Origin of the sequence: Serratia oryzae (assembly GCF_001976145.1) — a bacterium.
Taxonomy (GTDB): domain Bacteria; phylum Pseudomonadota; class Gammaproteobacteria; order Enterobacterales; family Enterobacteriaceae; genus Chania; species Chania oryzae.
The window spans coordinates 376,643-391,513 of sequence record NZ_MOXD01000001.1; the positions used below are offsets into that span (position 1 = coordinate 376,643).

The window sequence follows — 14,871 nt, forward strand, 5'->3', positions numbered from 1 at the left end:
GACACCATGGCGCGGGCAGTCACAAGCAGTAAATTCAACGTTAACGGGATGCCGTTGCTAAAGCGTGATCGCCAAAGCCGTTCGCCGGGTAATTGATTTCTAGGCTACGGCGGCGGAAATCGCTCGGGCTGACGCCCACCCGCTTGCGAAATACCCGCGAGAAATAGAGCTGATCGTCATATCCCACCACCCGACCGATGGTGGCGATCGACTCCTGCGTGGTCTGCAACAGCAGTTTGGCGCGGATCACCCGCTGATCTTCACGCCAGCGCAGAATGTTGATCCCCACCTGCTCGCGGAACAGGTGCGCCAGGCGCGATGGCGACAGGCAAACGTGGCGTGCCACTTCATCAATGCGCAGCTCACCGGCCAGGTTGCCGGTAATAAACTGGCAGGCTTCGATCACCCGTGGATCCATAATCCTCTGCGGGCTGAGAGGGTCTTCTTCCATCGCCCGCAGCAGCAGGCGTTCGAGCAGGTTCATGCCCATCTCTTCGGCAAAGCGGCGGCCGGAGCGCTGAGTCTGCTCGATATTGGCAAACAGCCGATCAAACTCCAGCAACAGATTATTGTTCGGCAACGTCAGGCGGCCCACCTGGTGGGTTTTGCTGTGCCATTCCAGCCAGTCGGCCCAGTAGGCACGCGGGCGGAAGTAAACCCAGCGGTGATACCAGCAGTCGCTTTCTGGCGAGCGGCCATAGTAGTGCGCCGCCTTGGGCGGAAACAGCAGCAGGTCGCCAGGATTGCAGTAAAAAGTATCTTCACCGTCAAACACTTTACCCTGGCCTTTGATGGTTAGATTGAGGATATAACCTTTCATCCCACCGGGGCGATCGATAAAGAAATCCAGCGGCCCGTCAGCCATGATCGGCGTCAGCCCAGCGACCAGATAGGCATTGAAAGTGTAACCCGGCAACAGCGGATTCGGTTGAGGTTCCTGAACTATGCGATGGTACATCTGGCCTCCGAAAGTATCATGCTTATATTCCCTCACCCTAACCCTCTCCCCAAGGGAGAGGGAATTGATCGTGCCGTAAAGCTATAGCGAGTTTATCAGCCAGAGTGAAGGCCGCTCGGGCCGATCGCAAAACTGCGCTGTGCCTCACACCGTGCGTTTGGCTTTCTGTTTGTAGCGGTCAAAAATCACCGCCGCCAGCAGGATCACGCCGCGCACCACGTACTGCGAGAACGGCGAGATATTCAACAGATTCATGGCATTTTCCACCGTTCCCAGGATCAGCACCCCGGCGATCACGTAAGAAATCTTGCCGATCCCACCTTTGAGCGATACCCCACCCAGCACGCAGGCAGAAATCACAATCAACTCATAGCCGATCGAGGTCATCGGTTGGCCGCTGGTCATGCGCGAAGCCAGAACAATCCCCGCCACCGCCGACACCAACCCGGAAAGCACAAAGATGATAATTTTGGTGCGCACCACCGGCACCCCGGCCAAACGCGCCGCCTCTTCGTTACCGCCAATCGCCAGCGTATTGCGGCCAAAGGTGGTTTTGTTCAGCAGGAAGCCAAACAGGATCAGGCAGACCACGGTGAGCCAGATCGGCGCAGGCAACCCCAGCCAGTTGGTGTTCCCCAGAACAAAGAAACGCTCATCTTCGATCCCCACCGCTTTGCCGTCGGAGATGATATAAGCCAGCCCACGGAAGATCTGCATGGTGGCCAACGTGGTGATCAGGGCGTTGATTTTCAACCGGGCGATCACAAAGCCGTTGATCAGCCCGGAGAGCACGCCCAGCAATAGCCCTGCCGTGACGCCAATCCACAGGCTTTCAGTCATGTTGATCACCACCGCAGTGGTAACCCCCGCGCAGGCGATCACCGAGGCTACCGACAGATCGAAGTCGCCAGAGGCCAGGCAGAACAGCATGCCGCAGGCCACCATGCCGGACATGGAGATCGCCAGGCCCAAGCCTTTCATATTGATAAAACTGCCAAAGTTTGGCACAAACAGCGCACAGACAATAAACAGCACGGCAAATACCACCAGCATGCCGTAACTGTCCCAGATCCGCGCCAGCCCTTGGCCGCTGCGGTTTTTTACCGAATGGGTTGTCATGGTCGACATCTCTTTCTCCTTCACAATCAGGCCACCGCCGCAGCGATATTAGGGGTGTTCAGCATTGCCAGGCTGAGGGCCAGTTCCTCAGTGGCATCATCATGGCTTAGCTCACCGGAAATGGCCCCTTCACGCATCACGACGATGCGATCCGCCAGCCCCAGTACTTCAGGTAAATCACTGGAAGCGAACAGCACTGCAATACCCTGCTGCGCCAACTCATAGATCACCTGGTAGATCTCATGCTTTGCCCCCACGTCAATACCGCGCGTCGGTTCATCCAGCAGGATCACCTTCATCTCCTCCGACAGCCAACGGCCCAGGATCGCCTTCTGCTGGTTGCCGCCGGAAAGGTTCATAATCAGTTGTTCAGCACTGGGCGTTTTGATATTGAGCGCACGAATGTGGTGATCGGCATTGCGGGTTTCCCAGGCGTTATTGATCAGGCAACCGACTTTGATACTTTTGCGCCGCGCGCTGATGTTGATATTGTCACGTACCGAGTGCACCGGAATGATGCCGTCAACCTTGCGATCTTCTGGGCAGAGCATGATCCCGGCACGGATAGCATCGATTGGGGAGCGGATCGTCAGCGGCCGCCCGTCCAGCAGCAAACGGCCAGCGCTGGCCGCTGTGGCACCGAAAATCCCCTTCATCAGTTCGCTGCGCCCGGCCCCCACCAGGCCAAACAGGCCGACAATCTCCCCGGCACGCACGCTGAGATCGATCGGGGTTTTTACCCCCATGGCTTTGAAACCATCCAACTGCAGACGCACCACGCCCATTTCACGCGGCTGATAGCCATAAACATCGCCGAGATCGCGCCCCACCATGGCCTGCACCAGTTGAGCGTTATTCACCTGCTGCATATCGTCGAAGGTACGCACGTAGCGGCCATCTTTAAACACGGTGATCGCATCGCTGAGGGCAAAAATCTCCTCCATACGGTGCGAGACGTACAGGATCACCCGCCCTTCGGCACGCAGTTCGCGGATCACACGGAACAGTTGTTCAATCTCACGGGCAGACAGCGAACTGGTGGGCTCATCAAAGGCAATCACTTTGGCGTTGCGCGCCAGCGCCTTGGCGATCTCCACCATCTGCCACTGGCCGATCGACAGGTATTTCAGCGGCGTATCCGGATCGATATCCAGCCCAAGATGCTCCATCTGTAGCCGGGCCTCGTAGCGCAGCAGTTTGCGATCCACCAGCCCAAGCTTGGTGGGCAGCTGGCCAAGGTAGATGTTCTCGGCCACCGTCATTTCCGGTACCAGATGCAATTCCTGATAGATAATCGCCACACCGGCGTTCAAGGCTTCGGTGGTATTGGCAAACTGTACCGGCTGGCTATTGAGAATGATTTCACCCTGGCTCGGAGCGTAATTGCCGCTGAGGATCTTCAACAGCGTGGATTTGCCCGCACCGTTTTCCCCCATCAGCGCGTGGATCTGCCCGGCCTGACAGCTGAAGCTGATGTCATCCAGTGCTTTTACGCCGGGGAAGCTTTTACCGATGCCTTTGAAAGCCAGATAGGGCGTTACGGCGGTCATAATGCTTTCCTCATGGTGTTGACATAACGCCGCCCGCGTAACGCAGGCGGCACAACAATTACATCAGGCCTTTTTTCTGCAGTTCGGTTTTAAAGTTGTCGCGGGTGATCAGCACCACGTCGGTCACTTCGGTGAATTTCTGCGGTTCCACGCCTTTTTCTACCCAGTCATGCAGCATCTGGATGCTCTTGTAACCGTGGATGTCCGGGCTTGGCAGTAAAGATCCATAGAAACCGGTCGCCTGCGCTTTCGAGAGTTCGCTCACCGCGTCAACGCCGTTGATGCCGATGCCGATCACGTTCGGCGCTTTGAAGCCCTGGCCTTCGGTGGCGCGCACGCCACCCAGCACGGTGTTGTCGTTCATGCCGACGATCAGCCAGTTTTCCACTTCAGGGTGCTGCACCAACATTGAGTTGGCGGCATCGAATGCCCCTGGAATGTCGTTAGATTTGGTAGGGACTTTATAGATCTGTTTTTCTGGGAAACCCGCGGCTTTCAACGCTGCCATGGAGCCCCCGGTGCGGCGGCGGGCGGTATCCAGCTCATCGGCGGTGATCGCCATCACGCCGGTTTCGGCCACTTTCCAGCCGCGTTTGTGCATCTCATTCCACAGTTCCTGGCCCTGGCGCTCACCAATTTTGGTCGCTGCCATCATCACCAAAGGTACCGTGTCCATCGGTGCGCCTTTGGCGGTAACGAACTGATCGTCAACGGCAATCACTTTCAGATCGTAACTGCGCGCTTTGGCGACAATCGCCGAACCGAGTTTGGGATCGGGGGTACAAATTACAAAGCCTTTCGCCCCGCTGGCCGCCAGGCTGTCGATGGCGTTCAGGGTTTTCTCACCGTCCGGTACGGCGATTTTGATCACCTCAAAACCCAAATCTTTACCGGCCTTATCGGCAAATTTCCATTCGGTCTGGAACCAGGGTTCCTCTGGCTGTTTGACTAAAAAGCCCAGCTTCATGGTCTCGGCGATAGCCGAATGTGACATAACCGCCGTCAAACCGATTACCGCCAGTGCCTTAGTGAATTTATGCATGATGCTCTCCGCTGTATTGTTTTCTGCAGCTTTGAAACGGGCCTGCTGTGAAAACGTTATCATTAGGGTGTTTATCACGGCGTGGCGCTTATTACGCGCCCTCTTCCGCTCTCAACAGTAAGACGGGATCAGTTTTAACGGGTATTTGTTACTCAAATGTAGAGCGCTATCACATCCAGGAATAACAGCAGATAGATCCATATATTTAGCAAATTTGGCCAAGCGATAACTTTTGACTGCCATCACAAAATCACTGCAGGAAGCAGAAAAGTGCATACTTCCAGCTAACCACTCCTCACCTGCCCACTGCCCACGCTCCTATCGTTAACCACTGTCTAACAACTAAGGAGTCAGCATCATGACGGCAGGCGCGATCACCCTGGGACTGGACTTCGGCAGCGATTCAGTACGGGTACTGGCTGTCGAGTGTCATAACGGCAATGAACTGGATACCGAGGTGGTCTACTACCCTCGCTGGCAACGCGGTGAATTCTGCTGCGCTGCAGAAAACCAGTTCCGCCACCATCCGCTTGACTATATCGAGGCCATGGAACAAGCGATTGTTGCCGTGGTGCAACGCATGAATCCTGCGCAACGGCAAGCGGTGATCGGCATTGGCGTCGACTCCACCGGTTCCACCCCCGCGCCGATCGATGAAAATGGCGATGTGCTGGCATTGCGCCCGGAGTTTGCCAGCAACCCCAACGCCATGTTCGTATTGTGGAAAGATCACACCGCGATTGAAGAAGCCGATGCCATTAACCAACTGTGCCGCAGCGGCGATTTCCCCGATTATTCACGTTACATTGGCGGCGTTTATTCCTCTGAGTGGTTCTGGGCCAAGATCCTGCACGTTTCACGCCAGGACGCCGCCGTCCGTCGCGCCGCAGCCTCTTGGGTGGAACTGTGCGACTGGGTGCCCGCCCTGCTTTCTGGCACCACCGCGCCACAGCAACTGAAGCGCGGCCGTTGCAGCGTGGGGCATAAAACCCTGTGGCACCCGGACTGGGGGGGGTTGCCGCCAAAAGGTTTTTTCGCCGCGCTGGATCCGTTGCTGGTGAACGATCTGCCCTATCCGCTGTTTACCGACTCTTACACCGCCGATCTGCCCGTTGGCACGTTGACCAAAGAGTGGGCGCAGCGCCTGGGGCTATCTGAAAGCGTGGTGCTTTCCGGCGGCGCCTTTGACTGCCACATGGGGGCAGTCGGTGCCGGAGCCCAGCCTTATACGCTGGTGAAAGTGATTGGCACCTCCACCTGCGACATTCTGATTGCCGATCGTCAGCGAGTGGGCGAGCGCGCCATTGGCGGGATCTGCGGCCAGGTGGACGGCAGCGTGGTGCCGCACACCATCGGCATGGAAGCCGGGCAATCCGCCTTTGGCGATATGTATGCCTGGTTCAGCCGTCTGCTGAGCTGGCCGTTGCGCGAAGCCGCCAAAGATCAGCCACGGTTACAGGCACAGTTGCAGCAGATCGAGAACGGCATGCTGTCAGCGCTGACTACCGCCTGGGCGGCAAACCCGTCTCTCGACCACTTACCGATCGTGCTGGACTGGTTCAACGGCCGCCGCACGCCCTATGCCAACCAGCGTCTCAAAGGGGTGATTGCCGATCTGAACCTCGGCACCGATGCCCCGACCCTGTTTGGTGGCTTTATCGCCGCTACGGCGTTTGGCGCGCGCGCCATCATGGAATGTTTTGAACAGCAGGATATCCCCGTCGACAACGTGCTGGCATTAGGCGGCATTGCGCGCAAATCGCCGGTGATCATGCAGGTTTGTGCCGACGTAATGAACCGTCCGTTGCAGATCGTCGCCTCCGATCAGTGCTGCGCGCTGGGCGCGGCGATCTTCGCCGCCGTCGCCGCCCGGCACTTTGACGATGTCCCGCAGGCACAACGGCAGATGGCTTGCAGTATCGAACGCACCATGCAGCCCGACTCACAGCGCGCGGCACGTTATCAGCAACTGTATGAGCGTTATCAGCAGTGGTGCCAAGCCGCTGAGCCGCGCTACGCCGCACAGCGTTAATACACACTTAACCCTATTATCAGGAGTCTTTGATGGACGTCTTTAAACAACGTGAAGTCTGGTTCGTGATCGGCAGCCAGCATCTGTATGGCCCAAAAACCTTGCAGCAGGTAAAAGAAAACGCCGAACAGGTGGTCAACAGCCTGAATCGCGAAGCGGGCCTGCCGGTGAAACTGGTGCTGAAACCCCTGGTTACCACCCCGGATGAGATCACCGCCGTCTGCCGCGATGCCAACTATCACCAGGACTGCATCGGCATTCTCACCTGGCTGCACACCTTCTCACCGGCCAAAATGTGGATTGCCGGGCTGTCGATCCTCAACAAACCGCTGTTGCAGTTCCACACCCAGTTCAACGCTGAAATTCCCTGGAACAGCATGGATATGGACTTTATGAACCTGAACCAAACCGCTCACGGCGGCCGTGAGTTCGGATTTATTGGCGCACGCATGCGCCAGCAGCACAGCGTGATTGCCGGGCATTGGCAGGATCCTGCCGCCCATCGGCGCATCGCCCAGTGGATGCGCGTAGCCGCCGCCAAGCAGGAGAGCCAGCAACTGAAGGTGGCGCGTTTCGGCGACAATATGCGTGAAGTGGCGGTGACCGAGGGCGACAAAGTCGGCGCGCAGATCCAGTTTGGTTATTCGGTCAACGCCTATGGCATCGGTGATTTGGTCAGCGTGATTAACGAAGTGAGCAAAGGCGAAATCGATACGCTGATCGAAGAGTACGAAGCCAGCTATGAGCTGAGCGATGCCGTGAAAGCCAACGGAGCGAAACGTGAGAACCTGCTTGACGCCGCCCGTATCGAACTGGGGATAAAACGCTTCCTGGAGCAAGGCCAGTTCCATGCGTTTACCACCAACTTTGAAAACTTGCATGGCATGAAACAGTTGCCGGGGTTGGCGGTGCAACGCCTGATGCAGCAAGGTTACGGCTTTGGTGCCGAGGGCGACTGGAAAACCGCCGCCCTGCTGCGCATCCTGAAAGTGATGGGGGCCGGATTGCACGGTGGGACCTCGTTTATGGAGGATTACACCTACAACTTCCAGCCGGGTAACGATCTGGTGGTTGGTTCACATATGCTGGAAGTATGCCCATCAATCGCCAAAGAGAAAAAGCCGTTGCTGGACGTTCAGGCCCTGGGCATCGGTGGCAAAGCCGATCCGGCACGGTTGATTTTCTCTACCCCGGCAGGCCCGGCGGTGAATGCCAGCCTGATCGACATGGGCGATCGTTTCCGCCTGCTGGTGAATCAGGTCGATGCGATTGAGCAACCTCACCCGATGCCGAAACTGCCGGTGGCCCGCGCCATCTGGCGGGCGCAGCCAACGCTGGCAACGGCGGCCGAAGCCTGGATCCTCGGCGGTGGCGCACACCATACGGTGTTCTCGCAGGCGATCAATGCCGATGACCTGCGCCTGTATGCCGAGATGCATAACATCGAGTTCCTGCTGATCGATCACGCCACCACCCTGCCAGCCTTCAAGAACGAGATCCGCTGGAATGAAGTTAACTATCAGTTGAATCGCCGCTAACCCTGCCGCAAAACTGCAACCGGTTTCAGAAACCGGTTGCAAACACATTTCCGATCCACATAAACTATCCTCAATGTTGGTTTGTTGTTTCCTAACAAAGAGAGAATAGTTATGTCTGCTTTCCCGAAAGATTTCCTCTGGGGTGCGGCTACCGCAGCCTATCAGGTTGAAGGTGCGCATGATGTTGACGGTAAAGGCCCTTCCATCTGGGATACCTTCTCCCATCTGCCCGGCACCACCTATCAAGGCACCAATGGCGATGTCGCCGTCGATCACTATCATCGTTTCCGTGAAGACGTGGCGCTGATGGCGGAGATGGGCATGCAGAGCTACCGTTTCTCCATCTCATGGCCGCGCCTGCTGCCGCAGGGCCGTGGCACCATTAACGAAGCCGGGGTGAAGTTCTACAGCGATCTGATCGATGCCCTGCTGGAGCACAACATCGAGCCGATGATCACCCTGTACCACTGGGATCTACCGCAGGCGCTGCAGGACGAGGGCGGCTGGGAAGCTCGCAGCACCGCAGAAGCCTTCGAAGAATATGCCAGCCTTTGCTACCAGCGCTACGGCGATCGCGTCAAACTCTGGTCAACCTTCAATGAAACCGTGTGCTTTATCGGCTTCGGTTACATCACCGGCGGCCACCCACCGGGCGTGAAAAACCCGGCGCGTGCGCTGCAGGCTTGTCACCACGTGTTTGTTGCGCACGCCAAAGCGGTCGCCGCATTCCGCACCAGCGGCATTGATGGCAAGATCGGCTTCGTCAACGTGTTGCAGACTCATACTCCGCTCAGCCAGTCTGCGGAAGATCTGGCCGCCTATCAGTTGGCGGAGGGCATTTTCACCCACTGGTTGTACGATCCGGTACTGAAAGGGGAATACCCGGCGGAGCTGCTGGCGCAGGCGCAGGCAGTGTGGGGCGTGCCGCAATTTGCCCCAGGCGATGAGCAGTTGCTGCGTGACAATATCTGCGACTTTATCGGCCTGAACTACTATAAGCGCGAAACCATCGCCGCCAACCATCATGAATCGCACCTGACCATGAACACCTCTGGCGAGAAAGGCAAAGGCCATCAGCAGGGTAACGAGTTCGGCTTCAAAGGGCTGTTCAAGTTCGTGCGTAACCCGAACGGGGTTTACACCGACTGGGACTGGGAAATTTACCCGCAGGGCCTGACCGAAGGCATCATGAACATCAAGGCGCGTTACGGCGATATTCCTATGTATATCACCGAGAACGGCCTGGGTGCCAAAGACCCGATTATCGATGGCGAAGTGGTGGATGACGATCGTATCGACTATCTGCGCCAGCATATTGGGGCGATTGAAGATGCCATCAACCAAGGTGCGGACGTGCGCGGCTATTATCCGTGGTCGTTTATCGATTTGCTGAGCTGGCTCAATGGCTTCCAGAAGCAGTACGGCTTCGTGTACGTTGATCACAACAAAGGCCTGGCGCGCCAGCGCAAGAAGAGCTTCTTCTGGTATCAGAAGCTGATCGGCAGCAATGGGGCTGAGCGGTAACTTTCTCCATGGGCGCAACCTATTGCGCCCATTTACTCTAAATAATTCGAGTTGCCTGACAAAAACGCAACGCGTTTTTGTCAGGCAACTTGAAGTATGACGAGTAAATCCATCTGATTGACATTGATGACGAACCGGCCATTACCCGTTAAGCTATGCGGCTTACCATGCTAAATCATGTCACTCAGGATACCGTTATGACTCAAGCTGAATACTCCCGCATCGGCGGTTGGCTGCTGGCCCCCATGGCCTATCTGATCGTCACCCTGCTCAGCGCCAGCCTGATGTTGATGCTGTACGGTATGGCGATCTTTATGCCGGAATCGCGCGAATATCTGATCACCAACGCCCAGGCATTTACCCTACAGTGGTATTTCTCGGTGCTCACCGCGCTGGTGATGTGGTGCTTTACCCTGTATCTGCTGCGGCTGTTCTGCCAACGCTCGCGGCGCTTCCCGAAACTGTTTCTGCTCTGGTTGCTGATCACCGTGCTGCTGGCGATCAAAGCCTTCGCTTTCTCTCCGGTATCGGATGAGATGGCAGTGCGCAGCCTTATGTGGCCGCTGCTGATGGCCGCCTTGCTGGTGCCCTATATCAAACGCTCCAAACGCGTAATAGGCACATTTACCGAACGCTAAGCATTCCGCAGGGCAAATTTTCATCAAAAGAAACAAAAAAGCGCTATACCCCTGCGATTCATCGGTTGTCGTTATGCCGCCAATTCCCGATAATAGGCGGCTTTTATTTTTTTAGGCATCGCAATGACCGAATACCTGCTTCTGTTTGTCGGCACCGTGCTGGTGAATAACTTTGTCCTGGTGAAGTTTCTGGGCCTGTGCCCATTTATGGGCGTTTCCAAAAAACTGGAAAGCGCCATCGGCATGGGCATGGCCACCACCTTCGTGATGACCCTGGCTTCTGTCTGTTCCTGGCTCATCAACAGCTTTATCCTGATCCCGCTGGATCTGGTGTATCTGCGCACGCTGTCCTTCATCCTGGTGATCGCCGTTGTGGTGCAATTTACCGAAATGGTGGTGCGCAAGACCAGCCCGGCGCTGTATCGCCTGCTGGGGATCTTTCTGCCGCTGATCACCACCAACTGCGCCGTGCTGGGCGTTGCGCTGCTTAACGTCAATCTGGGCTACAACTTCCTGCAGTCTGCGGTATATGGCTTCAGCGCTGCCGCAGGTTTCTCGCTGGTGATGGTGCTGTTCGCTGCCATCCGTGAACGCCTGGCCGTCGCCGACGTGCCAGCCCCCTTCCGTGGTTCTTCGATCGCGCTGATCACCGCCGGGCTGATGTCATTGGCCTTTATGGGCTTTACCGGGTTGGTGAAATTCTAATGACTGCGTTGTGGATAGCGATTGCCGCCTTGAGTGCACTAGGCCTGCTGTTCGGCGTGCTGCTGGGCTTTGCCGCACGCCGTTTTGAAGTGGAAGAAGATCCGGTGGCCGAGCAGGTGGATGAGATCCTGCCGCAGAGCCAGTGTGGTCAATGCGGTTATCCGGGCTGCCGCCCGTATGCCGAAGCCGTCGCCAACGGCGAGATGATCAACAAATGTGCCCCCGGTGGCGAGCAGGTGATGCTGAAGCTGGCCGAGTTGCTCAACGTTGAACCACAGCCGTTGGATGGCGAAGCCGTGGCCGAGCCGGTGCGCAAAGTGGCGTTTATCGATGAAGCCAACTGCATCGGCTGCACCAAATGCATCCAGGCCTGCCCGGTTGATGCCATTGTTGGCGCAACGCGCGCCATGCACACGGTAATTACCGATCTCTGTACCGGCTGCGACCTGTGCGTTGCGCCCTGCCCAACCGATTGTATTGAAATGAAACCGGTCGCCACCACTACCGCCAGTTGGAAGTGGGATATGCAGGCCATTCCGGTGCAAGTGATTCACGTGGAGCCACATGTTTAATCTGTTCACCGCCTTTAAAAAAGACCGGATTTGGGATTTCGACGGGGGTATTCATCCACCCGAAATGAAGACCCAATCCAGCGGTGTGCCGCTGCGCGTGGTTCCCCTGCCCGCCGTATTTATTATCCCGCTGCAACAGCATTTGGGGCCGGAAGGCGAACTGTGCGTTAAGGCTGGCGATCGCGTCTTGAAAGGCCAACCGCTGACCTTTGGCCGCGGCCGCACGTTGCCCGTACACGCTCCCACGTCAGGCACCATCCGCGCCATTGAACCCCATGTCACCGCCCATCCTTCAGGATTGGCAGAGCTGTGCGTGATCATCGAACCGGACGGTGAAGATCGTTGGTGTGAACTGGCTCCGGTGGCAGATTACCGCCAATTGGATGCGGCAGAGCTGATGCAACGTATCCACCAGGCCGGAATTGCGGGCCTAGGCGGGGCCGGCTTTCCCACCGCCAGTAAATTGCAGGGCGGCCAAGGTGTAGAAACGCTGATCCTGAATGCCGCCGAGTGCGAACCCTACATTACCGCCGACGATCGGCTGATGCAGGAACATGCCGATCAGATTATTGAAGGCACCCAGATCCTGCGCCATCTGCTGCAACCCAAGCTGACGCTGATCGGCATTGAAGACAACAAACCGCAGGCGATCGCTGCATTACAAGCCGCATTGCGTGACCATTCTGATATCGCACTGCGCGTTATTCCTACCAAATACCCTTCCGGCGGGGCCAAGCAGTTAACCAAGATCCTGACCGGCAAAGAAGTGCCGCATGGCAAGCATTCGTCTGCTATCGGCGTACTGATGCAAAACGTCGGCACTGCGTTCGCCATCAAGCGTGCGATTGTGGATGGTGAACCGCTGATTGAACGTGTGGTGACCCTGACGGGTGCCGCCATGAGCCAGCCCGGCAACGTCTGGGCACGCCTCGGCACACCGGTGCAACATCTGTTGGCGTTTGGCGGTTGCCAGCCGCAGCCACAGCAGATGGTGATCATGGGGGGCCCGCTGATGGGCTTTACCCTGCCTTCGCTGAATGTGCCGGTGGTGAAAATCAGCAACTGCCTGCTGGCACCCACGATCGACGAAATGGCCCCGCAGGAACAGGAGCAATCCTGTATCCGTTGCGGATTGTGCGTTGATGCCTGCCCGGCCGGGCTGTTGCCACAACAGCTGTACTGGTTCAGCAAAGGCGGTGAACACGAGAAAGCGCGCAACCATAATCTGTTCGACTGCATTGAATGCGGCGCATGTGCTTATGTCTGCCCAAGTAATATTCCGCTGGTGCAGTATTACCGCCAGGAGAAAGCCGAGATTAAGGCGCAGGATCAGGAAGCAGCCCGCGCAGCAGAAGCCAAGGCACGTTATGAAGCTAAATTGGCCCGCTTAGAGCGTGAAAAACTCGCGCGCGAAGAACGCCATAAAAAAGCGGCGGTGAAGCTGACTGACAGCGAGCAGAATGCCGTCAGCGCCGCTTTGGCGCGCGTACGCAGTAAGAACAGTGAAGCCGCTGGTGTGGTAATCACTGGGCAAGAGCCAGATAACAGTGCCGCCATTGCCGCTCGTGAGGCGCGTAAAGCACAGGCCAGAGAGCGCAAAGCTCAGGCGGTGCAAGCAACTCCGGCAATCACAGAGCTGACAGAAGCAGCCGATCCGCGCAAAGCCGCAGTAGCCGCCGCACTCGCGCGCGTGAAGGCCAAAAAGGCCGCGCAGCAGGAAGCACAGGCCGCAGCGGCTGAACCTGCCGCAGAAGACGATCCACGCAAAGCCGCGGTAGCTACCGCACTCGCACGCGTGAAGGCCAAAAAGGCCGCGCAGCAGGAAGCACAGGCCGCAGCGGCTGAACCTGCCGCAGAAGACGATCCGCGCAAAGCCGCAGTAGCTGCCGCCATCGCGCGCGTGAAGGCCAAAAAGGCCACGCAGCAGGAAGCGCAGGCCGCAGCGGCTGAACCTGCCGCAGAAGACGATCCACGCAAAGTCGCGGTAGCTGCCGCCATCGCGCGCGTTAAAGCCAAAAAGGCCGCGCAACAGCTCGCCACCGCAGATAAAGAGTAGTGAAGGGAGCCTTGCAGAACGCAAGGCTCTGTTTAATCAATAGAGATCAGATAGGTGTAATTAATATCAATCTGGCGCAACTTGGCATCCGGTTGCCACTCTTTGGCTTCGAGCATTTCCATCTCCACGCTGCCTTTCACCTCATTCAGCAGCCCCGGCCTGACGTTAGCGATCAGATAAGACACAAACTGCCCACACTCTTTCGCCGTTCCCTGGTGGGTGATAGAAATATACTCCCGCCCTGGAACATGAATATTATCAATATGATGCCCAGAAAGAATGTCTTTCTTATGCTCGGGTTCTACGGCCATGACATGCGTGGACAAACACTCGTCATCACCAGACTCGCGCGAAGAGTGGATGCTGAAAACCTTGTGGCATTCAACGTTCAACCCACGGAAGAAATCTTTAAAAATCTCGGATTTCATCGCGACACAAGAGGAAAGCGCCATCCCTTCCGAAGCCTCAAACTCCAGCTCCCGCCTGAACCCCACCAGATGCATATCCGGCAACGTCAGCCTTTTCACTTCAGGGTAAAAATCCGCTTCATAGCGGGCGTCAAAGTTGAAGCGCGGCATCAGGTTTTTCACATCCCACTTGTCCATGATGCGATAACGGTTTGGCGTGATGCCGAATCGCTGTTTGAACATGCGGGTAAAGGTCTGCTGAGAGTCAAAACCCAGCTCATCGGAAATATCAATAATTGAACGATGTGTAATACGCAGAGCTACCGCCGCCCGGGTGAGAATGCGTGAGCGAATGTAGGTGGCAAGCTGGATGCCGGTAATGCGCTTGAACTTGCGCTGCAGATGCCATTTGGAATAGCCGGAAATTCGCGCAACCTCATCAAGATTCGGCCGTGTTTCTAGGTGAATTTCGACCCACTCAATCAGTTCTTCAATGAAAAAAATGTCTTCGTCAGTCATTATTATTTATTCGCCAACTTAATAATACCTGGGATAGTAACCGATGTAGATTATATGAAAGTTGTTATTTTGTGCGGCTAATCCCCACTAAAATAACGTGTTAGCCGCGTAAGCACCAATCATTTTCGAACGTTTTATACGCGAAATCATTTTATGTCAGGTTAACCTAGCTCATGTTTATGGCGAAAAAACCAGTCCGGCTATCGTTAGG

General features: G+C 56.5%; 12 protein-coding genes. 7 read left to right on the forward strand and 5 right to left on the reverse strand.

Features of this window, described 5'->3' with window-relative positions; translation table 11 throughout:
* Nucleotides 1-40 precede the first annotated feature (40 nt).
* From araC to BMI79_RS01780, 4 genes are all read right to left on the reverse strand, one after another.
* Entirely contained in the window at nucleotides 41-958 is a 918-nt protein-coding gene (gene araC / locus BMI79_RS01765; protein WP_076940114.1) for an arabinose operon transcriptional regulator AraC, read from the reverse strand.
* A gap of 144 nt (nucleotides 959-1,102) precedes the next feature.
* On the reverse strand, nucleotides 1,103-2,086 hold the full coding sequence (gene araH, locus BMI79_RS01770) for an L-arabinose ABC transporter permease AraH (protein ID WP_076940115.1): 984 nt from the start codon (nucleotides 2,084-2,086) through the stop codon (nucleotides 1,103-1,105).
* A gap of 17 nt (nucleotides 2,087-2,103) precedes the next feature.
* Complete coding sequence (araG, locus tag BMI79_RS01775; RefSeq protein WP_076940116.1) at nucleotides 2,104-3,627, reverse strand: L-arabinose ABC transporter ATP-binding protein AraG; 1,524 nt, start codon at nucleotides 3,625-3,627, stop codon at nucleotides 2,104-2,106.
* Between the two features lie 58 nt (nucleotides 3,628-3,685).
* Nucleotides 3,686-4,669, reverse strand: coding sequence for an arabinose ABC transporter substrate-binding protein (locus BMI79_RS01780; RefSeq protein ID WP_076940383.1), 984 nt, complete (start codon nucleotides 4,667-4,669; stop codon nucleotides 3,686-3,688).
* Between the two features lie 358 nt (nucleotides 4,670-5,027).
* Between BMI79_RS01780 and BMI79_RS01785 the strand changes: the two genes are divergently transcribed.
* The 7 genes from BMI79_RS01785 to rsxC all read left to right on the forward strand — a co-directional run bounded on the left by BMI79_RS01785 (nucleotide 5,028) and on the right by rsxC (nucleotide 13,734).
* Nucleotides 5,028-6,701, forward strand: coding sequence for a ribulokinase (locus BMI79_RS01785; RefSeq protein ID WP_076940117.1), 1,674 nt, complete (start codon nucleotides 5,028-5,030; stop codon nucleotides 6,699-6,701).
* A gap of 32 nt (nucleotides 6,702-6,733) precedes the next feature.
* Nucleotides 6,734-8,239: an L-arabinose isomerase gene (araA, locus tag BMI79_RS01790; protein ID WP_076940118.1), complete on the forward strand. Its 1,506-nt coding sequence runs from the start codon at nucleotides 6,734-6,736 to the stop codon at nucleotides 8,237-8,239.
* Between the two features lie 111 nt (nucleotides 8,240-8,350).
* On the forward strand, nucleotides 8,351-9,763 hold the full coding sequence (locus tag BMI79_RS01795) for a glycoside hydrolase family 1 protein (RefSeq protein ID WP_076940119.1): 1,413 nt from the start codon (nucleotides 8,351-8,353) through the stop codon (nucleotides 9,761-9,763).
* Between the two features lie 197 nt (nucleotides 9,764-9,960).
* Entirely contained in the window at nucleotides 9,961-10,401 is a 441-nt protein-coding gene (locus tag BMI79_RS01800) for a DUF2569 domain-containing protein (protein ID WP_076940120.1), read from the forward strand.
* A 123-nt stretch (nucleotides 10,402-10,524) separates the two neighbouring features.
* Nucleotides 10,525-11,106, forward strand: a complete 582-nt coding sequence (rsxA, locus tag BMI79_RS01805; protein WP_076940121.1) for an electron transport complex subunit RsxA — start codon at nucleotides 10,525-10,527, stop codon at nucleotides 11,104-11,106.
* Complete coding sequence (gene rsxB, locus BMI79_RS01810) at nucleotides 11,106-11,678, forward strand: electron transport complex subunit RsxB (protein ID WP_076940122.1); 573 nt, start codon at nucleotides 11,106-11,108, stop codon at nucleotides 11,676-11,678. Before rsxA ends, rsxB begins: the two co-directional genes overlap by 1 nt.
* Nucleotides 11,671-13,734 (forward strand): electron transport complex subunit RsxC, encoded by a 2,064-nt coding sequence (gene rsxC / locus BMI79_RS01815; protein ID WP_076940123.1) that lies wholly within the window; start codon nucleotides 11,671-11,673, stop codon nucleotides 13,732-13,734. Before rsxB ends, rsxC begins: the two co-directional genes overlap by 8 nt.
* Before the next feature lie 32 nt (nucleotides 13,735-13,766).
* Here the strand turns inward: rsxC and BMI79_RS01820 are convergent, their stop codons facing one another.
* A complete protein-coding gene (locus BMI79_RS01820) occupies nucleotides 13,767-14,660 on the reverse strand; it encodes a helix-turn-helix domain-containing protein (RefSeq protein ID WP_076940124.1) in 894 nt (297 codons plus the stop codon).
* Nucleotides 14,661-14,871 lie beyond the last annotated feature (211 nt).